The organism is Erythrobacter sp. JB2-19, from assembly GCF_057365005.1.
Window position 1 is genome coordinate 1,259,182 of the sequence record NZ_CP200290.1, and the last position, 25,018, is coordinate 1,284,199.

General features: G+C 57.9%; 19 protein-coding genes. 16 read left to right on the top strand and 3 right to left on the bottom strand.

Going from position 1 to position 25,018, the window contains the following annotated elements:
• Nucleotides 1-171: 171 nt before the first annotated feature.
• The 9 genes from ybiA to AC0V6O_RS06105 all read left to right on the top strand — a co-directional run bounded on the left by ybiA (nucleotide 172) and on the right by AC0V6O_RS06105 (nucleotide 9,947).
• On the top strand, nucleotides 172-900 hold the full coding sequence (gene ybiA / locus AC0V6O_RS06065; RefSeq protein ID WP_486142411.1) for a riboflavin biosynthesis intermediates N-glycosidase: 729 nt from the start codon (nucleotides 172-174) through the stop codon (nucleotides 898-900).
• 181 nt (nucleotides 901-1,081) lie between these two features.
• A complete protein-coding gene (locus tag AC0V6O_RS06070; RefSeq protein ID WP_486142412.1) occupies nucleotides 1,082-2,584 on the top strand; it encodes a SulP family inorganic anion transporter in 1,503 nt (500 codons plus the stop codon).
• Nucleotides 2,585-2,911: 327 nt separating this feature from the next.
• A complete protein-coding gene (locus AC0V6O_RS06075; protein ID WP_472638447.1) occupies nucleotides 2,912-3,541 on the top strand; it encodes a 2-hydroxychromene-2-carboxylate isomerase in 630 nt (209 codons plus the stop codon).
• Nucleotides 3,542-3,575: 34 nt separating this feature from the next.
• A complete protein-coding gene (locus tag AC0V6O_RS06080) occupies nucleotides 3,576-4,655 on the top strand; it encodes a phosphotransferase family protein (protein ID WP_486142414.1) in 1,080 nt (359 codons plus the stop codon).
• A 1-nt stretch (nucleotide 4,656) separates the two neighbouring features.
• Entirely contained in the window at nucleotides 4,657-5,727 is a 1,071-nt protein-coding gene (locus tag AC0V6O_RS06085; RefSeq protein ID WP_486142416.1) for an Rv3169 family protein, read from the top strand.
• A 159-nt stretch (nucleotides 5,728-5,886) separates the two neighbouring features.
• On the top strand, nucleotides 5,887-7,911 hold the full coding sequence (locus AC0V6O_RS06090) for an alpha/beta hydrolase family protein (RefSeq protein ID WP_486142418.1): 2,025 nt from the start codon (nucleotides 5,887-5,889) through the stop codon (nucleotides 7,909-7,911).
• 145 nt (nucleotides 7,912-8,056) lie between these two features.
• Nucleotides 8,057-8,461 (top strand): Co2+/Mg2+ efflux protein ApaG, encoded by a 405-nt coding sequence (apaG, locus tag AC0V6O_RS06095; protein ID WP_472638450.1) that lies wholly within the window; start codon nucleotides 8,057-8,059, stop codon nucleotides 8,459-8,461.
• 74 nt (nucleotides 8,462-8,535) lie between these two features.
• Nucleotides 8,536-9,330, top strand: coding sequence for a LysR family transcriptional regulator (locus AC0V6O_RS06100; RefSeq protein ID WP_486142421.1), 795 nt, complete (start codon nucleotides 8,536-8,538; stop codon nucleotides 9,328-9,330).
• An 83-nt stretch (nucleotides 9,331-9,413) separates the two neighbouring features.
• Nucleotides 9,414-9,947: a GNAT family N-acetyltransferase gene (locus AC0V6O_RS06105; protein WP_486142423.1), complete on the top strand. Its 534-nt coding sequence runs from the start codon at nucleotides 9,414-9,416 to the stop codon at nucleotides 9,945-9,947.
• Here the strand turns inward: AC0V6O_RS06105 and AC0V6O_RS06110 are convergent.
• A complete protein-coding gene (locus tag AC0V6O_RS06110) occupies nucleotides 9,928-10,977 on the bottom strand; it encodes an alcohol dehydrogenase catalytic domain-containing protein (RefSeq protein WP_486142425.1) in 1,050 nt (349 codons plus the stop codon). The two genes, AC0V6O_RS06105 and AC0V6O_RS06110, sit on opposite strands and share 20 nt — an antisense overlap.
• A 221-nt stretch (nucleotides 10,978-11,198) precedes the next feature.
• Between AC0V6O_RS06110 and AC0V6O_RS06115 the strand changes: the two genes are divergently transcribed.
• Both AC0V6O_RS06115 and AC0V6O_RS06120 read left to right on the top strand, forming a co-directional pair.
• Nucleotides 11,199-12,998, top strand: a complete 1,800-nt coding sequence (locus AC0V6O_RS06115; protein ID WP_486142427.1) for an SLC13 family permease — start codon at nucleotides 11,199-11,201, stop codon at nucleotides 12,996-12,998.
• Between the two features lie 230 nt (nucleotides 12,999-13,228).
• A complete protein-coding gene (locus AC0V6O_RS06120) occupies nucleotides 13,229-14,569 on the top strand; it encodes an amidohydrolase (RefSeq protein ID WP_486142429.1) in 1,341 nt (446 codons plus the stop codon).
• 554 nt (nucleotides 14,570-15,123) lie between these two features.
• On the opposite strand, the gene AC0V6O_RS06125 is transcribed toward AC0V6O_RS06120, so the two are convergent.
• Nucleotides 15,124-15,303: a hypothetical protein gene (locus tag AC0V6O_RS06125; protein ID WP_472638454.1), complete on the bottom strand. Its 180-nt coding sequence runs from the start codon at nucleotides 15,301-15,303 to the stop codon at nucleotides 15,124-15,126.
• Between the two features lie 22 nt (nucleotides 15,304-15,325).
• Nucleotides 15,326-16,924 (bottom strand): isocitrate lyase, encoded by a 1,599-nt coding sequence (locus AC0V6O_RS06130; RefSeq protein WP_486142431.1) that lies wholly within the window; start codon nucleotides 16,922-16,924, stop codon nucleotides 15,326-15,328.
• Nucleotides 16,925-17,080: 156 nt separating this feature from the next.
• Here AC0V6O_RS06130 and AC0V6O_RS06135 point away from each other — a divergent pair, with 156 nt between their 5' ends.
• The 5 genes from AC0V6O_RS06135 (at nucleotide 17,081) to AC0V6O_RS06155 (ending at nucleotide 24,980) form a co-directional block, all read left to right on the top strand.
• A complete protein-coding gene (locus AC0V6O_RS06135) occupies nucleotides 17,081-18,418 on the top strand; it encodes a helix-turn-helix domain-containing protein (protein WP_486142433.1) in 1,338 nt (445 codons plus the stop codon).
• A 167-nt stretch (nucleotides 18,419-18,585) separates the two neighbouring features.
• Nucleotides 18,586-19,971, top strand: coding sequence for a TIGR03013 family XrtA/PEP-CTERM system glycosyltransferase (locus AC0V6O_RS06140; protein ID WP_486142435.1), 1,386 nt, complete (start codon nucleotides 18,586-18,588; stop codon nucleotides 19,969-19,971).
• The gene (prsK, locus tag AC0V6O_RS06145) at nucleotides 19,971-22,103 is read left to right on the top strand and encodes an XrtA/PEP-CTERM system histidine kinase PrsK (protein WP_486142437.1); all 2,133 of its coding nucleotides are present in this window, start codon (nucleotides 19,971-19,973) and stop codon (nucleotides 22,101-22,103) included. The genes AC0V6O_RS06140 and prsK overlap by 1 nt, the downstream gene beginning before the upstream one ends.
• Nucleotides 22,103-23,467 (top strand): PEP-CTERM-box response regulator transcription factor, encoded by a 1,365-nt coding sequence (gene prsR / locus AC0V6O_RS06150; protein WP_472638458.1) that lies wholly within the window; start codon nucleotides 22,103-22,105, stop codon nucleotides 23,465-23,467. Before prsK ends, prsR begins: the two co-directional genes overlap by 1 nt.
• Complete coding sequence (locus AC0V6O_RS06155) at nucleotides 23,451-24,980, top strand: tetratricopeptide repeat protein (protein ID WP_486142439.1); 1,530 nt, start codon at nucleotides 23,451-23,453, stop codon at nucleotides 24,978-24,980. The genes prsR and AC0V6O_RS06155 overlap by 17 nt, the downstream gene beginning before the upstream one ends.
• The last annotated feature ends 38 nt before the right edge of the window (nucleotides 24,981-25,018 follow it).

Sequence of the window (25,018 nt, forward strand, 5' to 3'; positions counted from 1 at the left end):
GAATTTCAGGTGTCCAAAGCACCTGCTCACAAATTGTAATTTTTCGGGAGACGGACTCAGCAAGTCTGCGGTCAAGGCGCTATTGCTAAAGGCAGAAAAAGAAAGCCAGTTTTAGAATTTAGCGCTACACTAAGCCAAGAATTTGTAGTTTGTCAGGAGTTGCATGCAGACGTGAACGATCTGGATGAAAGCATAGTAGCCGCTCAGAGTTTCTTCGCTAACCGCAGAGATGTGGGTTATGAATCGAAGGAAGAACTTATCGATATTGCACTTAACCAAGGGATACCCGCCGAAAGGTTATTCTATCTGAGGCGGCGAGACAAAGAAACCATATCTGCCATCCGCAATAGGAATGAAAAGCGCTTCACGTTCTTCTGGGAGACCAAAAGTCCATTCTCGCAGTGGCATAAATCGAACTTTGTGTCCGAGCATGTGTCTTTTCATCGTGGCATTTCAGGAGAGCAAAGAGATTACCTGAAAGAAAGCCTGCCTTCAGAGATAGAGTTTAACTGCGCAGAGCAGTTCATGATGTATCACAAGGCTATCGTTTTTTTGGATAGAGGAATAGCAAATCAAATCTGCAAAACTTCAAACGCTCGAGAGATGAAGAGCTTGGGAAGACAGATCAAAAATTACGATGATGACGTTTGGAAGTATCATCGGAGCAACGTCGTTTACACCGCAAATGCACTGAAGTTTGAGCAAAATCCAAAACTAATGGACGCGCTTCTTGACACCGAAGAAACTACACTCGTGGAGGCGGCACCTGACGATAGCATTTGGGGAATTGGACTATCCGCTGATCTACCTGAAGCCCAAGAAAGAGATACGTGGGAGGGAAAGAATCTGCTGGGTGAGCTACTCACGCTTTTGCGGATGGAGATCATGAACGACTATTAGTGCGTCTAAGTTAATTGTCCGCTTTCACCCCCAAAGAGTGTACTATAGTCTTCCAAACCTGTGTCTGCTGAGAGCTGATGGTCTTAATCCTTCGCTTGTGCGTTGCAGCATAAGCAACTAAAGGCGCGGCAATTCAAACGGTGAAGGGGGTCTTCGCCGCACTCAAGCTTTGGAATTCTTTATGGCTGCCGATGCCACTTTCATGGGCAACTTTCGGCGCGATTGGCTGCCTCAGCCGCGCGCAGACATCCTTGCCGGCATCGTTGTTGCCCTAGCTCTGATTCCAGAGGCGATCGGTTTCGCCCTGATCGCTGGGGTTGATCCCAGCGTGGGCCTGTATGCCTCAGTTGCGATTGCCATGGTGATCGCGCTGACGGGTGGACGCCCCGGCATGATCTCGGCAGCGACCGCTGCGGTGGCTGTGGTGGTGATCCCGCTGGTGAAGGATTATGGCCCGGAATATCTGTTCGCAGCGACCATCTTGATGGGCATTTTCCAGGGCATTGCGGCCCTGCTGCGGCTTGATCTGTTGATGCAATTCGTCAGCCGTTCGGTCATCACCGGCTTTGTGAACGCGCTTGCGATCCTCATCTTTCTTGCGCAAATTCCTCAGCTTACAGGCGTGGGGTGGGAGACCTATGTGATGGTCGCCGCAGGCCTGGCGATCATTTACGGCTTCCCGCGCATTTCGAAAGCCGTGCCAAGCCCGCTGGTTGCCATCGTCCTGCTGACGGCGGTGACGATCTATTGGAACTTGCCGGTCAATAATGTCGCAGGGGAGGGCAAACTGCCCGAAGGCCTGCCCGTGTTCGCCCTGCCTGATGTTCCGCTCACTTGGGAAACGCTCAAAATCATCGCGCCCTATTCGGCGACTATGGCAGCGGTTGGTCTGCTGGAAAGCCTGCTGACGGCGCAAATCGTCGATGACATGACCCACACCGACAGCAACAAACAGCGCGAGAGTGGCGGTCAGGGGATCGCCAACATCGTGGCTGCCTGTTTCGGTGGGATGGGCGGCTGCGCCATGATCGGCCAGTCGGTGATCAATGTCGCGTCCGGCGGGCGCGGGCGTTTGTCGACCTTTACGGCGGGTGCCTTCCTGCTGTTTTTGCTCACCGTGCTGGGCAGCTATGTCGGCCAGGTGCCAATGCCTGCGCTGGTCGCAGTGATGATTATGGTGTCGATTGGCACGTTTAGCTGGAACTCAATCCCGAATCTGCGCCGCCATCCGCCAAGCAGTTCAGTCGTTATGATCGCGACCGTTGTGGTTGTGGTGTGGACGCATGATCTGGCGCTGGGCGTGCTGATCGGTGTGCTGCTGTCAGGCATCTTCTTCGCCGATAAGGTCCGCAACCTGTTTTCGGTTGAGCGGGTTCGCCGAGAGCACAGCTCCGTCTATGTCGTTACTGGTGAGATCTTCTTCGCCAGCGTCGACAAGTTCCAAAATGCGCTTGGCCCGGAAAGCCAGTATGAGGACGCCGCGCATTATGTCGTGGTAGACGTGTCAAAGGCGCATTTCTGGGACATTTCGGCAATTGGCGCACTTGAGAAGGTGGTCGATCGGATGCGCCGCAATGGTCGGCATACCCGGATTGTTGGCCTGAATGCGGCGAGCGCGGACCTGTTCGACAAGTTCGCTCTGGAAGACCGCACCGGCTTGGAGATTGGCCTAGCGCCGCATTGATTTTGTCGCCTCAAGCGCCGGCGCGCGCATCCGCGCGCTTGGCTTTCCTCGCTCACGCGACCTGAAGGTCGCGTCGCTGCGGGCGGGCACAAGGCCCTTGCGACGCCTGCGGCGTCGATCCAGTCCAAAACTAGTGGCTTGGTCGCGGAGCTCGGTCGGCGTCTAGCCGACCGCAAGGCCGACCGGCCGCCCGGAGCGACCGTAGGGAGTGAGGAAATCGCGCTCGCGGATGCGAGTGCGCAAAACAAAAACTCTTGCCGCCCACTCTTGCTCTGCCAACGACCGTGTGCAACCCATTCTCCCTAACAAGGACGGGAGAAACATCACATGGCAAACCGCGTTGAGCTCACCTTCGATTTCGTCAGCCCCAATGCCTATCTGGTGTGGTGGCCGCTGCGTGAGGTGCTGCGCCGGACCGGGGCAGAGATTGATGTGATCCCGGTCTTTCTCGCCGGAATGCACAAGCTGACCGGCAATGCCCCGCCGTTTATGCGTGATGCCGATGTGAAGGGTAAGAATGAATATGCGATGCTGGAAATGCGGCGTTTCATCGCCAAACATGGCCTGAGCAAGTACCGCATGCATCCGCAATTTCCGTTCAATTCGATTACATTACAGCGCATGCTGTATGCCGCCGATCAGGATGGGCGCGGGGTCCAATTCGTTGATGCCATGCTGAAGGCGATTTGGGAGGAGAACGTCGACTTTACCGACCAAGCTGCCTTGGGTGCGGCACTGAGCGCGGCAGGTTTTGACGCGGCGGATCTGTTTGCGCGTAGCCAAAGCGACGAAGTGAAAGAAGGGCTGGTCCAGAACACCTCGGCAGTGGTTGAGCGCGGTGCGTTCGGCATTCCGACTATGTTCGTTGGCAAAACGGGCGCTGATCCATCCACGTTTGAAATGTTCTTTGGCAAAGAGCGCCTGGACCAAGTCGAAGAAGAATTGGCCAAGGGCTAAGTATGGCATTCTGGATAGTGAGAGAGCGAGCAGTTTGACCAATTTCCCTTCTCATCCCGACGCGGTGACCATCGATTGGCTGAGCGAGCAATTGCGCGGCGCCGGCTGCTTGGATGATGATATTATCGATCGACTCTCGTGGGAGCCTATTGGCACCGGCCAGGTCGGAGATAGCGTGCGGTTCACTCTGCAATGTTCCGGCGGATCGAAAGGGACGACAACGCTTGCAGCCAAGTTCCCCGCTGTTGATCCGAAGAGCCGCAGCACTGCGGTGATGATGGGGCTGTATTCAAAGGAAGTGCATTTCTACCGAGAGTTCGCCAACCAGTTGGCTGTGCGCACCCCGAAGGTCGTGGCCGCAGAAATCACGGCGGCCGGTGATGAATTCATCCTCTTGTTTGAAGATCTGGGGCCGGCGCGCATTGGCGACCAAATTGCAGGTTGCACAATCGAGGACGCACGCGAAGCGATCCGTCAGGCAGCAGCCATCCATGCGTCTAGCTGGCAGAATGCCGCCATGCTTAACGCTGAATGGATCCAGCCACCCCCTGAGTTGAACCAGCAGCTTTTGACGATGTATCCGCAGGCTCAGGCCGTTTTTCGAGAACGCTATGCAAACGTTCTTGAGCCGGAGTTCATGGAATTGTGCGAACAGCTTTCGCAGGAGAGTGACCGGCTGTTTCAGGACGATGCGCCGCCGCAATGCATCGTGCATGGCGATTTCCGGCTCGATAATATGCTCTTTGACATTCAAGGCGGGGCAGAGCCGCTCGCGGTGCTGGATTGGCAAACTGTCACGACCGGTATGGCGATGACAGACATCGGCTATTTCCTTGGCAGCGGGATCGGCAATCACTTGCGCAGCGCCCATGAAGATGAGCTTCTAGATCTCTATCTCACTGAAATGCGGGCACGCGGTGTCGCGCTGTCTCGATCTGATATCTGGCACCAATACAGAGTCGGAGCGTTGCACGGGGTGGCCACTTCAGTCTTCAGTGCGGCATTTGTTGAGCGGACGGAGCGCGGTGACGCCAACTTCCTCTCGATGGCACGCGGCGCCTGTGCGCTCGCACTCGCTCACGATAGTCTTGCAGCGCTTAAGGAAGGAAACTGAGATGGTTTTGACGCGAGGGGACGAATTTCCGCTGCACCAGACACCGGAACCGATTGCCTATTCGGGCACAGACCGAAATTTCTACGACCGTTATTTCTTTAATGGATATGCGCCCGATGGCAGCGGCTTTTTCGCCCTGGCATTCGGAATATATCCGCATCTCGACATTGCCGATGCGCATCTCAGCTTCATCAGGGGGAGCACGCAATATTGCCTCCATGCGAGCTGCGAACTCGGCATGGAGCGCCTTGAGCTTAGGGTTGGTCCGATTGCGATTGAAGTGATTGAGCCGCTTCATCAATTGCGGGTGACGATTGATGAAACCAGCGGGATCGCTGGCGAATTTACGTTTACCGGCCGGGCGTTTCCTATTGAGGAGCCGCGCTTCACCCATCGGATCGGGCCGCGTGCTCTCTTGGACTATACCCGGATGACCCAGAACGGGCGCTATCAAGGGTGGCTCGAAGTTGATGGGGTGCGCGAGGAAATGGCGTCCGGCACATGCGGCACGCGAGACCGCAGTTGGGGCGTTCGCCCGATTGGTGCGCGCGATCCCCAGCCAACGCCGGGCAATCCCATCCCATCCTTCTTCTGGCAATGGACGCCGATCAATTTTGAACATGGATCGCTGTTCTTCCACGTGAATGCCGATGTTGAGGGGAAGGCTTGGAACAGACGTGCCGCATGGGCTGCAGATGGTGCGGCGATTGACGAACTGGTTGAGGGAGATGGTTTGCTGTCATTCTCAATGCAGGATGGCACGCGCTGGCCAGCAGGTGGCTCTTTGGCGGTTGATGCACTGGGGGCACCCGCGTCGCTTGAGTTCGAACCCATTGGCAGGTTTCAAATGAAGGGTCTCGGCTACACCCACCCAACATGGGGTCATGGCCACCATAGAGGGCCGCTCGACGTTGGACGCGAAGATATCGATTTGGCGGCGATTGATGCTACCGCAATGGAGAATCGGCATGTGCAGATGCTCTGCAAGGTAACTGGTGATGCGGAAGGCATGGGAGTGTTTGAACAGCTGGCAATGGGTCCGTACGCTCCGCTTGGTCTGAAATTGCCGTAAGGGAATTTCACTAGCCTTATCTTGGCAAGAGCGAGTTTGACCTCACTCATAGAGAATTCGCAAAGGATCAAACGCCTCATCTATTTAGGCTTGTCTTTTGATTTGCGTTTTATAGACTTGAACGCTCGCAGCGGGGGCTGCGCGCATCAGGGGCGTATCATGGTAAGAAGTTTTGGGTTACTCGCGGCATTCGGGCTGCTGTGCTCGCCTGCGCTTGCGCAGGATGAGGTGTCGGATGCGCCAAATGCGCAAGAAAGCGCTTCCGCGCCAGAGGCCAAGACACCGAAAATTGCGCCCTCAAGAGCAGAGAAAGCCTCTGCTGTTCCGCCTACAATTCCGACGGAAAATTTCGCAGGGCGCTCGCTGTTTTGGAACGCTAAACTGTCGCCAAATGGTTCACGCATGTCTTTTCTGCGCCGGTCAAAGGAAGGGCAAGGTCAGTTCGCAATCCTCCGGCTGGCCGACATGGATTTCGATCGCGTTATCGCGATGCCCAAAGATTATGATATCGAATGGTATCGCTGGGTGACGGATGAAAAATTGCTCATCTCTGTCTCCACGGCCGGCAAATTTTTCGGCGACGAGGTGCGTTACACGCGCCTGATATATATGAACCCGAATGATGGCAGTTTTGAGCTGTTGTTCAAAAAATACGATGCTGTTCGCGGGGACGATGTGATTCACGTGGCCGAAGACGGCTCTCACATTCTCGTGGCGATGCAGCGCACGATCTACGACTATCCGTCAGTGATGCGCCATGATTTGGGCGGCGAAGGTAGAATCCGGGTTGTCCAGAAACCACGCGACGGTGTGTGGAATTGGGTGGCCGATAATAATGGCACGGTGCGGATGGGCACGGGCTGGCTGCGCAAGCGACTGCGCGTGTTTTACCGCTCTGATGCGCAGTCGAAACTCAAAGAAATCGCCCGGATTAAGCGCGAAGACGATGAGGATGGCTATTGGGATGCGGTTCAGATCGTTAGCGGGTCAGATCAGGGCTATGTCTTGTCCGAGGGCGAAAATGGACGCGTTGGCCTGCGCCTGTTCGACTTTGCCAAGCGCGAAGACGTTGAAACCGTCTATGAGCACCCGGACTGGGATATTGATACGGTAACTCTGCGCAAGGGAGAGCCCTTCGCTGCCTTCTACACCGCCGACCGCGATGAAGTGCATTGGTTCGATGAAAAGGCGGCCAAGCAATATGCGGGTCTGCGAAAAGCACTCGGTGATTTGGAGATTTGGGTAACATCGCGTTCAAAGGATCATTCGCGCATGTTGGTGTGGGCGGGTAGCGAGTCCGATCCCGGCGTGCTCTATCTCTATGACCCCGACGCCAAGCGCCTCGATCAGATTGCTGAATACCGTCCAAATCTCGATTTTCGCATGCTCGCAGCGCCCAAGCCGATTGAATATAAGGCCCGCGATGGCGTGAATATTAAGGGGTATTTGACCCTGCCGATGGGCCGCGAAGCTAAGGACCTCCCGCTCATTCTTATGCCTCACGGCGGACCATACGGCGTGCGGGATAAACTCGCCTATAATGATGAAGTGCAATTGCTCGCCAATCGCGGATATGCGGTGCTGCAGCCGAACTTTCGCGGCTCTGGCGGATATGGTGATGCGTTCTTTGAACTGGGCGCGGGTCAGATTGGTCGCGGGATGCAGGATGACCTTGATGATGCCATGGACTGGGCGGTGAAAGAGGGCATCGCCGATCCATCGCGCGTTTGCGTCGTCGGTAGCTCCTACGGAGGCTATGCCGCGATTTGGGCGGTGCTGCGCAATCCAGATCGCTATCGCTGCGGAGCAAGCTGGGCTGGAGTCACCGACTGGGACAAAATGATTAAATACGATCGCCAGTTCTTCGGCCGTCAGAGCTTCAAACGCTGGCGAGAGCGGGTGCGCGGGGAAGGGGTGGAAAGCCTCGACAGCGTCTCACCGTACCGGCTGGCTGAGGGCCTGAAGCGGCCTTTGCTGCTGGCTCATGGTACGGAGGATTCCGTCGTCCCGATCAGGCAATATCGGATGTTTGAAAAAGAAACACGCGAAGCGGTCATGCCGCCCACCACGCTCGTAATTGAGGGTGAGGGGCATAGCTTCTCCAAGCCCGAAAACGAAAAGGCTTGGTACGATGCGCTGGAAGGGTTCCTCGCAGAGCACAATCCGGCCGACCCTGTGAACTAGGTTTTTTAAGGAGCTAAGGCCTCTCGCAGCGGTCCTGCGCACTAGCCCTAAATTGCGGCAATTCGCGATGAATTTGGGATACAGGGGGGATTAAGCGCGTTGGTGCTCTTGTGAAGGGCCTGAGAATCGTTACCTTGAGAGACCTATGAAAGAGCTGTTTCAACACGCTGCAGTGACAGACGGAGTAACCGTCAGGGTCGCTGTGAATTTTCTACCTGAGCAATCGCAGCCGGAGGCGGGCAAGTGGTTCTGGGTCTATCATATCCGGATCGAAAACGGCTCTCACGAGACGCTGCAACTGCGCACTCGACATTGGCGGATCACCGATGCACGCGGCATGGTGAACCATGTCGATGGTGAGGGTGTGGTTGGCGAACAGCCGAAGCTCGCACCGGGCGAAAGCCATGATTATGTCTCTGGTTGCCCGCTGACGACGCCGCATGGCTCGATGGAGGGTTTCTATACCTTCCTGCGCGGTGACGGATCGCCGATCGAAGTACGCATCCCGTTCTTCCCGCTGGCCGCACCGGAAACGGCGGATCGTTCCTAGGGGCTTGACCTTAAGCTCTAATTACGACGCAGCGTAAGGTTGCGCAGCCGCAAGCGGCTGGTTAGATCGGCTGGGTGAAACGGACCCATCTCCCCCTCAATGCGCTGCGCGTTTATGATGCAGCGGCGCGGCATCTCTCCTTTACCAGGGCAGCCGACGAACTGGCGGTGACGCCGGCGGCGGTAGGTCAGCAGATCCGCGCGCTGGAGGATCATCTCGGCGTGGTGCTGTTCCGCCGGACCAGCAAGGGTCTGGAGCTGACGCCGGAAGGTGAGGCGGGTCTCGATCCGTTGAGAGAAGGGTTCTTGCAATTTGAACAAAGCGTTCAGGCGATGCAGGCGGGCCAGGCCTCTGACCGCTATACCATTGCGGTCCCGCGCGAGTTCTATGCGCAGTGGCTCGCCCCGCGACTGGCCGAATTTCAGGCCGGGGCGGATGGGGTTCAATATATCCTAGTCTCCGACGAAAATGCCGACTTTACAGAGGCAAACCTCGATCTGGCGATCCGCCTGGTCGATGGCCCCGGCGATCTGGAGGGCGCGCAACTGGCCCCGGCTCAGCGGGTGACGGTGGCCGCGCCGAATTGCCGTGATGCATGGATCGATTGGCCGGGAGCATCTCTGCCGGAGGATACAAAGGCGTGCATTAAAGCGGGCAATCCGGGTCAGGCGCTCAGCTCAGCCTTGGCGGGCATGGGTCGTACGGTTTTGCCGCTGCCACTGGTGGCGGAGGCGCTGGGCGATGGTCGGCTGGAGGCGCTGGAGGAACCGAGCGAGAGCCAGCGGGCCTATTGGCTGCTCGCGCCGCTGCCGCAATGGCGCCAGAAAAAGGTGAAGGCGTTGGTAAAACACCTTGCCGATGGCGCTTGATCGGGCCGCGGGTTTTTAGCTTTATGACCTAGCCCGCCTGCGTCCTTGCGGTTTACGCTGCGAACCGAGATAGAGCTTCTGCCATGACTGAAGTAACTACGCTCACCACAAGCCGTTTCACCATGCGGCCTTTGCGTAAGGCGGATTGCGCCGCGCTATTCCCTACCTTCGCGGATGAGCAGCAGAACCTCTACATGTCCCGCGCGCATTTCACCTCTGAGGCGGAGCTGTGGGGCTGGCTGGCCGATCCTGATTGGAACGGTCGCACATGGATCGCCGAAGACAGCGAAGGCGCGGTCCTGGGCCGGTTTGTCGCCATGCCCGCGCATGAGGATGGCGTGCAGGAAATCGGCTATGTCACGGTTATGCACCGCCAGGGCGAGGGCATCGCCCGCGAATGTATGGAGGCGCTAGTGAAGCACTTGCTACATGAGGGCCTGCGTAAGCTGACTGCAGAAGTGGATGTCGATAACGAGCCGTCGATCCGGCTGCTGGAACGGCTTGGCTTCACCCGTGAGGCGCATTTGCGCCAGCATGAGACGACGCATATCGGCCTACGCGATGTGCTGCTTTATGGACTACTCGCGCGGGACCACACTACCCAACATCAATCCTGAGTTTCAGCACGCCGTCATCGCGGCTGTCGAAAAGCTTATAAGCCTCCGCGCCTTCGCTCAGGTTGAATTGGTGGCTGAACAGACCGTCTGCCTTCATCCGTCCCGATTGCACCAGGGGCACCAGATGTGGCCACATATTCGTGACATCACAAATCCCGCCGCGCACGGTGATATTCTTGAACATGATCAGCGGCAGAGGCAGCACATCATCAGGCTCTGGTATGCCCACAAAACTGGCATTCCCGCCGCGTGCGGTCAGCGGAAGTACGGCATTGATCGCGCCCTTCGCACCGCTTGCTTCAAACACTGATTGAGCGCCGCGGCCACCAGTGGCCTCCATCACTTGCGCATGCAGCTCAGGTCCGGGGGCGAAGGCGGTGGCGCCCAGTTTCTCCGCCATCGCGCGGCGTGCAGGCACGGGATCAATGGCGATCACCTGGCTCGCCCCCAGCAATAACGCCAGCTCCACCCCGATCAGGCCAATGGGGCCCAGACCAACCACCGCGACACTGCCGCCGGGTTTTGGCTCTGCCCGCATCAGCCCAAAATAGGCGGTCGCCATGCCATCGGTCAGCAGCAGCGCCTGCTCCGTTGTCAGGCCATCGGTGGAGAACAAGGTCGCATCAGCATTGGGCACGTTCACATATTCTGCCTGGCCGCCTTGCAACTCTGTGCTGAGGCCAAAGGCGGTGGATTTACGGCACGATGCGGCATTGCCAGTGCGGCAGGCTGAACAGTGGCCGCAGCCTGTCCCGCCAGCGGCCAGAACTTTGTCGCCAACCTTAAAGCCGTGAACGTCGCCGCCCGCCTCAACAACTTCACCAATGAATTCATGGCCGACACAAAATTTAGGAATATCAGTACTATATTCGGTGTTTCCGATATGTGCGCCGTGATACATATGCAGGTCGCTGCCGCAGATTGAGCAGTTTTCCACCTTGAGAATTACGCTGTTGTCGCTGCGCAATTCCGGGTCGGCATAGCTCTCATAGCGAATGTCTCGCGGTCCGTTGAACACCAGCGCTTGCATTGATTTCTCTCTCCCAGAATTCTGATGGCTTCACCCATTGCTGGATCACCGGCTGACCGCAAGGCGGATCATACGGATCGGCCCGCAGCGGTGCGAACTTGCCCGCAAATCGCGAGGATAGCCGAGGCCGCGGATGCAGTCACTGTCGCCTTAAGTCAAAGCAGATATTGCGATTTCGCTTGATATTCTGCGCCACCTTTGGGAATTCACTCGCAACGAACATGCTGTCGCTTCCAACATATCACGCCATGGCCGCCATGGTTCTCACGGTCCTGATGTTTGTTGGCTTTGTCCGCGGGCGGATGTCGATAGAGATCGTCTCGCTGCTGACCATAGCGGTGATCGCGGTTGGCCTGTATTTCTTTCCATTGCCCGGCACACGCGAGATTGACGGCCTGGCCATCGCATTTGGCGGGTTTGGACACTATGCGCTGATCACGATTTGCGCGCTGATGGTGATGGGCAGGGGCCTCGTCGTCACTGGCGCGTTGGAGCCTGCGGCCCGCGTGTTGGAGCGGGTGTTTAAGTTCAACCTTCAGTTGGGTTTATTGGTCTCGCTGTTGATCGTCCTGTTCTTGTCGATGTTCGTCAACAACACGCCGGTACTGGTGTTGATGATCCCGATTTTCGCCGCGCTGGCGGCACGCGGGGCTTTGCCCACATCCAAAACTCTCATGCCGCTCAACGCCGCGTCGCTGATCGGCGGGCTGGCGACCACAATCGGCACGTCGACCAATATTCTGGTTGTTTCGATCGCGGTTGATCTGGGCATGCGCGAGATGGGCGTGTTTGATTTCACACCAATTGTGCTTGGTGCTGCCCTGATTGCGCTGCCCTATATGTGGCTGGTGATGCCGCGGCTGCTGAAGGACAACAAGGTCGCAGCGGATCAGAATGTCCGGCGGTTTCACACGCGCCTACGCATCGCTGGCGATAGCGATCTGATTGGCAAGGATGTGACTGATATTCTGCCCAAGCTACCGGATGGGATCATTTTCCACGGCGAGCAAAAGGGGCCAATACAGCCGCAGCAGCGCATCCATATTTCAGGCACGCATGAGGCGCTGGAGGATGCGGTTCGTGAGCTTAAGGGTGAGCTTGCGCCAAATTGGGTGCTCGACCGGATTAAGCGCAGTTCCGCTGCGCTGGGCAGCGATATTCTCGTCTTTGAAATGACCGTGACGGCGGATTCCCGCCTGATTACGCGGACATTGCCATCCTCTGGGATTGCCGATCTTTACGGTGTCGCGGTGCTAGGCATTCATCGTCCAGCGCGCGTTCTGGGCGGGCCGGATCAATATTCCGATGGCGGCGATCTGCGCATTACAGAGGGCGACGTGCTGCTCGTGATGGGCATTCAGGAAGATCTGGAGGCGTTTTCGCGCGCGGACAGCCTGCTGATGCTAGATGGCGCACGAGAGATGCCGCGCCGCTCCAAGGCTTTGCTGGCGGCTGCGATCATGGGCTTTTCCGTGTTCACCGCCGCGATTGGGATTTTCCCGATTGCGATCTCCGCGCTCGCAGGCGCGATTTTGATGTTCGTCACCGGCTGCGTGAAATTTGACCGCGTCGGCCGGGCGCTATCTGGGCAAGTGATCGTGCTGGTCGCGGCCAGTATAGCGATTGGCCGGATTATCGATGAAAGCGGCGCTGCCGCCTGGCTGGGCGAGGCCCTGTCATTGGGGCTGGTGCTACTACCGCCCGCTCTGGTGCTGGCCGCGATCATGGCGTTCGTCACGATACTGACCAACTTTGCCTCCAATGCGACCGCCGCAACCGTTGGGACGCCGATTGCCTTTAGCATTGCGGCCCAGCTTGGCCTGCCGCCAGAACCGCTGGTGCTGGCCGTGCTGTTCGGGTGCAACCTGTGTTACGCGACCCCGATTGCCTATCAGACCAATATGCTGATCATGGCGGAGGGGAATTACGACTTCGCCGATTATGTCCGCACTGGCGTCCCGCTGGTGGTGTTGATGGTGGCGACTTTGTCGGTGCTGCTGGCGATAACCTATGGTCTGTAGGATCGGCCGATTGGCGATTTCCTACTCCGGTGAAAATATGCGACACCGCTCGGCATGATTTTGATGAACCTCTTTGCTCAGCGATTGATCGCTTTTTTCGATCAAACAGGCATGGTTCAATCGAACAGATTTTTGGCCTTATACTGTGTTCCAGCCGTTCCAAGCGTGCTTCACGCACGGCGAACGGAATACGGCGGCGATACAATGACACGTACAACGGGAGTGATACGATGGTTCGGGTAATTCGGAAAAGCACGGAGGCCTTGGGGTTGGTACTGGGTGCGATGGCGCTGGCCGTACCGGCGCAGGCGGATGAGCTGCGCGATGCGGTGAACGAGGACATGCCGGGCCTGATGGAGCTCTACAAGGACCTGCACGCCAATCCGGAGCTGTCGTTTCAGGAGTTCGAGACCGCTAAGAAGCTGGCCGCCCGCGCGCGCGACCTTGGCTTTGAGGTGACAGAGGGTGTCGGTCAGACCGGCGTTGTCGCGGTGATGCGCAATGGCGAAGGGCCAACCGTGATGCTGCGCGCGGATATGGACGGCCTGCCCGTGACAGAGCAAACCGGACTGCCCTATGCCTCCAAGGCGAAAGGCGTGCCGGCCTCTGGCATCGAGAGCGGCCTGATGCATGCCTGCGGACACGATACCCATATGGCGGCCTGGATTGGCGCGGCGCAGCTGCTGGCCGAGCGTAAGGACGAATGGCAGGGCACTTTGGTGATGATCCTGCAGCCGGCGGAAGAGCTGGGGCTGGGCGCGCTGGCTATGCTGGAGGATGGCCTGTTCACCCGCTTTCCAAAGCCTGACTATGTGCTGGGCTTTCACGATGCCGCTGGCGCACCAGCGGGCGCTATCGGCTATGCGAAGGGCTATGCGCTGGCGAACGTGGACAGCGTGGACATCACGGTGAAGGGTGTTGGCGGGCACGGCGCCTATCCGCACACTACAAAGGACCCGATCGTGGTCGCGAGCAGCATTGTGATGCGTTTGCAGACGCTCGTCAGCCGCGAGAAGAACCCGCTTGATCCCGCTGTGGTAACCGTCGGTAGCTTCCTGGCCGGGGCTAAGCACAACATCATCCCTGATGAGGCGAAGCTGCAATTGACCGTGCGCTCTTACGGCGCGGAATCGCGCGCGGCTCTGCTAGAGGGGATTGAGCGGATTGCCAAAGCCGAGGCGATGGCGGCGGGCATGCCGGAGGACCGGATGCCGGTGGTGAGTGTGCAGGACCCGTATCTGCCCTCGACCTACAACACGCCAGAGTTCACCGAGCAGGTAATGGCAGGCCTGTCGAAGCGCTTTGGTGAGCGAGTGTTCGAGACCCCGCCAGTGATGGGCGGCGAGGATTTCGGCCAGTTCTACCTAGCTGATCCGGAGAACATCGAGTCGCTGATCTTCTGGGTTGGCGGTGTGCCGCAGGATCAATGGGCCAAATCAGAGGCCGGTGAGCTTGAGCTGCCTTCGCTGCATTCGCCGTTCTGGGCGCCTGATGCAGAAGCGGTGATCTCTACCGGCACTGAAGCAATGACGGCGGCGACGCTCGATCTGCTGCCGCGTAAGGGCGGGTGATTGGTGAGGGGGAAGCCGCTGGTAATTGCCATGGCTTGTGCGGCCATTACGTCTTGCGCAGGCGAGAGTTCTAGTTGGTGCACGGCAAATGTCTGTTTTGTGGGAAGCCAGTTTAGTAGCTTGTCTCGCTCAGAACGGGACATCGATTTCGATTTCTACACGCTGAAATTTCGGAACGTTCCTATCGGTGTATATGAGGGCAATCACCCCATGCTTCCCCCCATTAGCAAGCCTGAGGTTGTGGATGACAAGGAATGGCAGGTCGGCTGTACATATGAGGCTTGCAGCGCTTGGATAGAGGCTCCTGCTTCTCGAGTATCGCAATTCACGGTGTTGAGTGTGCCAGTGGCGGATCGTGCAGAGCTCTCCGCCGTTCTTGAGCACGTACTCGTGCGGACAGAGGTTCGGTGAAATTGGCGTGCTTCGCCGCTTGGTCTTGGAAGTTAGGGTGAGGGAAACCCAAATGCTACGACCGCCGAAGTCCTCTCCCAAACTCCGGCGGCCGTAGTCTCCTCCCCAGGAGACTGGTAAACTGGGTGCGCTAAACTGCTTTCCTACTCAGGCGTTGGTGCGTAAGTCCCGAGGCGGTGATGCAACGCGTTGATCTTGGCGAGCTCGTCGCGATCTTCGGTGCTCCGAGCATGGCTTTCGAGCGCACGGCGCAGCAGCTTCATGTCGGCAGTTGAGAGCAGCGCGCGGGCGCGGGCCGGTTCTGGGCTGGTAGTGTCGGTCATTTTCACTCTCCTAGGCTGCTGTTCAAGCAGCCGCGAATTGGTTCATGGTGTTGTCCTTGCCGCCCGCTTTAAGGGCAGCTTCGCCGGCGAAGTATTCCTTGTGATCATCGCCGATGTCGGAGCCGGCCATGTTCTGGTGCTTCACGCAAGCGATGCCTTGACGGATCTCTTCGCGTTGAACGTTCTTGACGTAGCCGAGCATGGCTTGCTCACCGAAGTACTCACGCGCGAGGTTGTCGGTCGACAGCGCCGCCGTGTGATAGGTCGGCAGGGTGATGAGGTGGTGGAAGATGCCAGCGCGCTTCGCAGCATCAGACTGGAAGGTGCGGATCTTCTCATCGGCTTCAGCGGCAAGCTCAGTCGTGTCGTAGTCGACACTCATCAGTCTGTCGCGGTCATAGGCGGAGACATCCTTGCCCGCTTTAACCCAAGCATCAAACACCTGTTGGCGGAAGTTCAATGTCCAGTTGAACGAAGGCGAGTTGTTGTAAACCAGCTTTGCGTTCGGGACGACTTCACGAATCTGGTCCACCATGCCGGCGATTTGCTCAACGTGAGGCTTCTCGGTTTCGATCCATAGCAGGTCCGCGCCGGCCTGAAGCGATGTGATCCCGTCGAGAACGCAGCGGTCTTCACCGGTTCCGGCGCGAAATTGGAACAGGTTCGATGGCAGACGCTTGGGACGCAGCAGCTTGCCATCACGGCTCAAGAAAACGTCGCCATTCTGGATGTTTGCCGGATCAACCTCTTCGCAGTCTAGGAAGGAGTTGTACTGATCGCCAAGGTCGCCTTCTTCCTTGGTGTAGGCGATCTGCTTGGTCAGGCCAGCGCCAAGGCTGTCTGTGCGGGCGACGATGATGCCGTCTTCGACGCCCATTTCGAGGAAGGCGTGGCGGCAGGCGCGGATCTTCTGGGCGAAGTCTTCGTGCGGGACCGTAACCTTGCCGTCCTGGTGGCCGCACTGCTTCTCGTCAGAGACCTGGTTTTCGATTTGCAAAGCGCAGGCACCTGCCTCGATCATCTTTTTGGCCAGCAGATAGGTTGCCTCAGCATTGCCGAAGCCAGCGTCAATGTCTGCGATGATCGGAACGACGTGCGTTTCATAATTGTCGATCGCATGCTCAAGACGCTTGGCCTCCACTTCATCGCCAGCATCGCGCGCCGCATCAAGGGCGCGGAACATGCCGCCCAGCTCACGCGCATCAGCTTGCTTTAAGAAGGTGTAGAGTTCTTCGATCAGCGCCGGAACGCTGGTCTTCTCGTGCATGCTCTGATCGGGCAGAGGGCCAAACTCGCTGCGCAAAGCGGCAACCATCCATCCTGACAGGTAGAGGTAGCGCTGTTTCGTGCTGCCGAAGTGCTTCTTGATCGAAATCATCTTCTGCTGCGCGATGAAGCCGTGCCAGCAGCCGAGTGACTGCGTGTATTGGGCGGGATCCGCGTCATAAGCATCCATATCGGCGCGCATGATCTTCGCAGTGTATTTCGCGATATCAAGTCCAGTGGGGAAGCGGTTTTGGATCGCCATGCGGGCGGTCGCTTCTGCATCAATAGCGCCCCAGCTTGGGCCGTTGGCGTTGATGGTTTGCTGCATTTTTGCGGTGGTTGCTTGATAAGTCATGTCTGTTCTTTCGGCTTCACTATGGGGAGATTTATGCCATTCTATATGCCGGACAGAGACGCGATTCTCCAGTAAACCTTACAGACAATCGTGTCTGTATCGGCTCAAAAATCGTAAAACTTGTGTGAGGATGTAAAGTAATTTACAAAGCCTCCTATGGCTGATAATTCTCTTCTCGCCGGTCCTGCTTTGCGCCGATTGCGTAAACGTGAGGGCCTGACGCAGGCCGCTATGGCCACCTCGCTTGGTATCTCGCCAAGCTATCTCAATCTTATTGAGCGTAATCAGCGTCCGCTGTCCGCACGTGTGCTGGTGCAGGTGATTGAGCGGTTTGATTTTGATCCACGCAGCCTGCGGGAGGATGAGGCAATTGGCGGGCTGGATGGCCTTGCGCGCCGGCTCTCCGATGAACGCTTCAGCGATCTTGGGATCGACCGGGAAGAAGTGCAGGAGTTTCTTGCCGCTGCGCCTCAGGCTGCGGCTGCATTTGCGCGGCTGTTTGATGCAGGCGGCGTTGTGGCGTCGCGCGGCGATGACCCTGACAGGCAGGCCCGCGAGGCGGTGGAGCGCTGGCAGAACCATTTTTCCGACCTTGATCACGCAGCCGAGGATTTGGCCGATCAACTCAGGCTGTCGCGTGCTGAAATCAGCGTGGCTTTGAATGAGCGTTTGCGCGAGCGGCACCGTCTGTCGGTGCGCATTCTGCCAGCTGAGGTGATCCCCGGCCAGGTGGCCCGGCTCGATCTGCATGCGCGCCAGCTGCAATTGTCTGAGATGCTACCGGGTGCGGCACGGCGGTTTCAAATTGCACGGCAAGTTGGCGTGCTGGAGCAGCGCGAGGCGATTGATGCGGTTGTTGAAGGGGCGGGGCTGACCAGCCGCGAGGCGCGCGATGCCATGCGCAGTGCGGTCAGCGATTATGTCGCTGCCGCCCTGCTGATGCCTTACGGACGCTTTCTGAGAGCGTGTGAGCAGACCGGCTATGATCTTACGGTTTTACAGCGGCGTTTTGCCGTCAACTTTGCGCAGGTTGCCCAGAGGCTCACGACCTTGCAGCGGGTGGGCGAACGGGGCCTGCCTTTCTTCTCTGCGCGGCTTGACCGGTCCGGAGAGCTTGCCGGGTTCAGCGCTGGGGCGAGCGGGGCGATGTTCCCACTGGACGGAGCGCGCTGGCCCGCCTGGGCGCCGTATTCAGCGTTTGAACGCCCGGGTACACTACTCACCCAGCCGGTGCTGTTCAGCGAAGGCGAGGCGGCGCCCAAGCACTGGTTCACCATTGCACTCACGGTTGATGGCGGCGGCGTCACCTGCTCGGCGCGCCAAGCGATAGTGCTTGGGCTTGAAGCGCGCTTTGCGGGCGAATTGGCACAGGCGCGCGGCGTGTCTTTGGCAGAGGAAGACGCGATACCATTGGGTGTGAATTGCTCGCGCTGCAGCAGGCCGGATTGCTTGACCCCACAGACTACGCGTTTGGCGGCTCAGGCAAGGGTTTGAACCTCCCACAGCTAAGCGTAAATACATAGTGCGTTCTTCACATCTCATTAACCGTGTAGATCGGCTCAAGAGGCGGCTTAGAGCAAGCGCTGTAAAATTTACCGACACTTAAGGTCTCGCGCGTAAAGCCGCGCTTGCAATTGCAATTACTGCGAGCTTCGAATCTGATGATCCGCTTGTTTAAGCATTATATCCCCCACGCCGTGCTGCTGCTCGGTCTGCTAGACTTTGCGCTTCTGGTGCTGGCTAGTGAGCTCGCCTGGCAGCTACGAGCCTCGCAGATCGGGATGGATCCAGGGCCTATTGCTGGGCGCTGGTTGCCACTGACGGGCTCAGCCTCCGTGGTATGGATCGCAATGATCTCTGTCGGGGTGTACGGACCCTATGCGCTGCGCAGCCTTCGATTTGCAGGCGCCAGACTGCTCGTGGCGATCAGCCTTGGTATCATTGCCCTAGCGGTGATCGATTTTGTGCTGGCCGCTGATACCTTCTGGCGTTCCACACTTTTTTACACCATGTGCTTCGCCATCGGCCTGCTGGTGGTGGACCGGATGTTCCTTAACAGCTTCCTTGGCTCGTCGGCCTTTCGCCGCAGAGTGATGGTGCTGGGTGCGGGCGACAGGGCGCAGCGACTGCGTGAGCTGGGTGATAAGCCGGAAACTGGCTTTGCGATCGTCTCCTACATCGCGATGAACGAGCCGGAGCGGGTGGTTGAAGAAGCGATTGCGCGTGAGGCGATCCATGACCTTGGCCGGTTTGTCGAAAACCTGGGCGTGAGCGAAGTTGTGCTCGCCTTGCAGGAACGGCGCAATGCGCTGCCACTTCCGGATCTTTTGCGGATTAAGACCAAGGGTGTGCACGTCAATGATTTCTCTAGCTTCCTGGAACGTGAGACGGGCCGGGTTGATCTGGATACGGTCAATCCCAGCTGGTTGATCTTTTCCGATGGATTTTCTTCTGGACGAGTGATTTCCAGTGCTTTCAAGCGGTTGTTTGACATTGTTGCCAGTCTTTTGCTGCTTCTACTGACCTTCCCAATCATTGCGATTTTCGCTTTGCTGGTGAAGCTGGATAGCAAAGGACCTGCGTTCTTTAAGCAGGAACGCGTTGGCCTCTATGGTGAGCCGTTTTATCTCATCAAGCTGCGTTCGATGCGCACGGATGCGGAAAAGGACGGCGCGAAATGGGCTGAGGAAAACGATCCACGGGTCACCCGCCTCGGGCGCTTTATCCGCAAGGTTCGGATCGACGAGTTGCCGCAAACCTGGAGCGTTCTGAAAGGCAATATGAGTTTTGTCGGGCCGCGTCCCGAAGTGCCGAAATTTGTTGATGATCTGCAGGAAGAGATCCCGTTCTACGGCGAGCGGCATATGGTCAAACCCGGCATTACCGGATGGGCTCAGATCAATTATCCCTACGGCGCATCGACCGAAGACAGCCGTAAGAAGCTCGAATATGATCTTTATTACGCAAAGAACTATACGCCATTTCTTGATTTGGTGATCCTGTTGCAGACCGTCCGCGTGGTGCTCTGGCCAGAGGGTGCTCGCTAATGGCTGAAGGCGAACTTCTCACTTTGATCAGTTTTGCAGGCTATCTTGCCGGGGCCGTGTGCTGCGCGGTGGCGGCCTTGTGGGCGACCCGCAACGGAGATCGTTCGCGTTCTGACCGCGCGGCTGCGCTCAGCGCTATCGCCTTCACCGGCATTTGGTGCGCATTAGCGGCTGCACAGGGTCCGCTGGAGCCGGCTGTTCGGCTGGCGGAGACTGCGCGCAATTGCGCATGGATATTTCTGATATTTCGTCTGTTCGCCAATGATGGGCGCGACGAGAGCCTAAAACCGACTCGGCCCGTGATTATCGCGCTGGCGCTGGTTCAATTGCTGCAGCCTGTGCTGCTGCTGATCGAGGCGCGGATCGCATCTGAGCCAGAGCTGCTTGACGTGACGTTCGAAGTCAGCGCGGCGCTTAACATGCTTGTCGCGATTGGCGCTCTGGTGCTGCTGCATAACCTATATGTTGGCGCATCAATGGCGGCGCGCCGCGTTTTGCGCTGGAGCGGGGTCGCGCTTACTTGCCTGTGGGGCTACGATCTCAACCTCTACACGATCGCTTATCTCAGCGGTGAGGAACCCGGCCTGCTGCTTGCCCTGAGAGGGGCATTATCCGGCGTAATGATCGGCGTGCTTGCGCTTGGGGCCAATGCGCGCAGTGCTGATCTGGAATTCCGCCCTTCGCGCGCGGTAACATTCCAGACTTTGTCGCTTTTGGTCATCGGTTCCTATCTCGTCCTGATGATCTTTGTGACCAAATCGCTCTCTATGCTGGGTGGAGATTTGGGTCGTGCGACGCAGGTGATCTTTCTGGTCTTCGCAGGTATGGCGGCGGTCTTATGGTTGCCCTCAGAGCGTGCCCGCGCGTGGCTTAGGGTTATGGCGACGAAGCATCTGTTTCAGCATCGCTATGATTACCGAGAGGAATGGCTGCGTTTCACTCGTACCGTTGGCAGCGCCTCGGTAGGTGTAGGCGTATCGGGCATGCCGAGTTTTCAAGAACGGGCGATCAGGGCGATTGCCGATATCACTGACAGTCCGGGTGGACTGCTGCTCGCGCCCAATGAAGAGGCGCAATTGGAGTTGGTGGCGCGCTCCAACTGGCCAACTATCGCGGTGCCAGCCATCGCCGCAGATTATGAGCTTTCAAGCCTGCTTGAGCAGCATAACCACATCCTGGATATGGATGATGTGCGAGCAGGCAATGACCATTTCGGTGAGGTTGCTTTGGTGCCTGAATGGCTGACTGAGGCAGAAGATGTTTGGGCACTCGTCCCGCTTGTCCATTTTGACCGACTGGTTGGCACGATTGTGCTGGCGCGCCCTCGGATCGAGCGGCGTCTCGATTGGGAAGATTACGATCTGCTCAAAGTTGTAGGGCAGCAGCTGGCCAGTTATCTCGCCGAGCAATCAGGCCAACAGGCACTGATGGAGGCAAGCCGGTTTGATGAGTTCAATCGCCGGATCGCCTTCGTGATGCACGATATCAAAAATCTGGCGAGCCAATTATCGTTGCTCGCCCGGAATGCGGAAAAGCACGCGGATAATCCGGATTTTCGGGCAGATATGCTCGTCACTTTGCGCAATTCATCTGACAAGCTCACAAACCTGCTAGCCCGCCTTGGCCGCTATGGCTCTGGGCAGTCGCAAGAGCGCAGGTCGGTTGATCTCGCTGCAATGGCCAAGGGCCTGGCAAAGCGTTTTGAAGTTACACACCCGCTGCAGCTAACACGGGCTGATCCCGCCGTCGTGATGGCCGATAATGAAGGCTTAGAGCAGGCGATTATGCATCTGATCCAAAACGCGATTGATGCGAGCGATCCGGAAACTCCGATCTACCTCGATGTGTCGAGCGATGGCCTGAATGGTCAATTCGACATCATCGATACCGGTTCTGGCATGTCGCCCGGTTTCATCCGCAATGGCCTGTTCAAACCCTTCGTCTCCTCGAAAGAGGGCGGTTTTGGCATTGGTGCATTTGAAGCGCGCGAGATCGTGAAGGCAATGGGCGGGCGCGTGAACGTCGAATCCCGCGAAGGACTGGGCACACGGTTCAGCATCATCCTGCCGTTGCGCGAGGCGGCCGAAATTCTCGCGAAGGAAGAACAACCTAAATCAGGCGAGGTCGCATAATGGCCGATAAGAAACCCACTCTATTGATCGTCGAAGATGACGAGGGCCTGCAGGCTCAGCTCAAATGGGCCTATGATGATTTTGAGGTCGTGATTGCAGGCAATCGTGAGGCCGCCATCACGGCACTGCGCAGCGAAATGCCTGCGGTCGTGACGCTCGATCTTGGCTTGCCGCCTGATCCTGATGGCACGAGCGAAGGCTTTGCCGTGCTCGATGCGATCATGGAGCTGAAGCCCGATACCAAGGTGATTGTGGCAAGCGGCCACGGCGCGCGGGAAAGCGCGCTGCAGGCGATCGAACGCGGCGCATACGATTTTTACCAAAAGCCGGTTGATATTGAAGCGCTCGGCCTGATCGTTCGCCGTGCCTACAACCTGCATTTGATCGAACAAGAGAACCGCCGTCTGGTCGCCAGTGCTGGCGAGGAAAAGACGGTCCTTGGCCGCCTGATCACTGGCGCACCTGAAATGGTGAAAGTCGCGCGCACGATTGAGCGCGTTGCGAGCACCAGCGTCTCTGTCATGCTGCTTGGTGCGAGCGGCACGGGCAAAGAGCTGCTAGCGCAAGGGCTGCATGATGCGAGCGACCGCGCGAACGGGCCGTTCGTTGCCATCAATTGCGCAGCGATCCCTGAAAACCTGCTAGAAAGCGAACTGTTCGGGCACGAAAAGGGCGCGTTTACCGGCGCGGTCAAAACCACCGAAGGCAAAATCGAAAGCGCCGATGGCGGTACGCTGTTCCTCGACGAGGTTGGCGATATCCCGCTGCCATTGCAGGTCAAATTGCTGCGCTTTTTGCAGGAGCGCACGATCGAACGGATTGGCGGACGCAAACAGATTGAGGTGAACACTCGGATCGTTTGCGCCACCCATCAAGACCTAGAGAATATGATTGGCGAGGGCACATTCCGCGAGGACCTGTTCTATCGGCTGGCCGAAATCGTTGTTCGCATCCCGAACTTGGCAGAGCGTCACGGCGATGCCATTCTGCTGGCGAAGGCCTTCCTCAAGCGGTTCTCTGCTGAGATGAACCCAGCGGTTACGGGTTTTGGCCCTGATGCGCTGGCCTCGATTGATGCGCATGATTGGCCCGGCAATGTCCGCGAGCTGGAAAACCGGGTGAAGCGCGCGGTCATCATGGCTGACGGCAAACTGGTAAACGCTGAAGACCTGGATTTTGACAGCGGCGAAGAGGAAGATGCCGAAGTGCTGAACCTTAAGGCGGCGCGCGAGCAATCGGACCGCCGGATTATCCGCCATGCCTTGGCGCGCAGCGAGGGCAACATCTCAAGCACGGCCAAACTGCTCGGGATCAGCCGACCGACTTTATATGATCTGCTCAAACAATATGATTTGCAGGCCTAAATCTGGCCTCAGATCCCCTGCGCTGGGCTGGCTGTTGGCCGGGTGCGCGCTGGCGCTGGGTGGCTGCTCGCTGACCAGCGAAGATGATAGCGCGTCCGCAGAAGCGGCGATCGAGGGCAGCGATGAATTCGTCACTTTGGTCAAAGATGCGCGCGCGGCGATGCGCGAAGGTGACCTACCCCAAGCGGGCGGAATGCTGGATCAGGCTTTCGCAATCGATGCGGAAAATCCCGCACTATGGGTCGCGATCGCTCGTCTGCGTTTTCGCGGCGGAGAGCATTTGCCCGCATTGGAAGCCGCAGAGCGTGCGCTAGAGCTGGGTCCGCAATCATCCTTGGCGCTGCATTTGCGCGCTCAGATGGTGCGCGATGCGCATGGTTTGATAGACGCATTGCCCTGGTTCGAGGCTGCTCATAAGGCGGCTCCTGAAGATGTAGAGATCCTAGCTGATCTGGCGGCAACCTTGGGCGATTTGGGGCGCAATCGCGATATGCTAGCAGCTGTTCGGAACCTTGCGAAAATCGATCCCAAGCATCCCAAGGTGCACTATCTTCAGGCACTGCTGGCGGCGCGTGCTGACAAACCGATCCTTGCGCGCTCTTTGCTTGAACGCAGCGGTATGGTGAGCCGTAATGTCCCAGCCGCATTGCTGCTGGACGGACTGATTGATCTCAATGAAAGTGCCTATGACAGTGCGGCATTGAAACTCAGCGCCTTGGCAGAGCGGCAACCCGGCAATATCCGTCTGTTGGAGCTGGTTGCGCTGGCTATGCTGCGCGGTGAGCGTGAGGCTGAATTGGTTGAGCGCTTTGCCCCGCGCACCGCCTCGCTAGATGCATCGCCCTACCTGCTCGGCATCGTTGGCCGCGCCTATGAGAGGCTGGGTGACCGCGAGGCGGCGGCACCATTGCTGGAGCGGGCAGTCGAAGGGCGCGTTCGGGGGCTCGTGGTGCTCGGCAGCACAGCCGATGGCAGAGCGGTTTTACCTGCGCTAACTCGGCAGCTGCGCGATATGATCGCACAAAATGATTTGCCAGGAGCCGCGCGGCTCGCCAATTCGCTCCGCCGTCAATTTCCAGGGTCGGCCGATGTGCACTCACTGATTGGGGACGTTGGCCTCGCGGTTAATGATCCAGAGCAAGCGTTGGAGCTTTACCAAGTGGCTGCGCAAATCCGAAGGCCCTGGCCGCTGACCCAGCGGATTATTGCGGCTTACCGAATGACCGGTGATGACCTTGCGGCTGACACTCTGTTGGTGCGGCATCTCGCTGGCGAGCCAAACAATGCTGAGGCGGTGCTGATGCTGGCAGAGCGCAGCGCAGCAGCAGAAGACTGGTTAAGAGTGGCGGTGCTGCTTGACTATGCGATTGATCTGGGCGCGGGCAATGACCCGCATTTGCTCGTCCTAAGGGCTGCTGCTGCGCGCGGGTTGGAGCGTGAAGACGAAAAGCAAGGCTTCGCGGAATTTGCTGAAAGCCTGCGTCCGGGCGCGTTTGCGCCGCCAGCAGAGTAAGAGCGCACTCCCCTCGACAAAGGCTAAAGGGGAGGGCA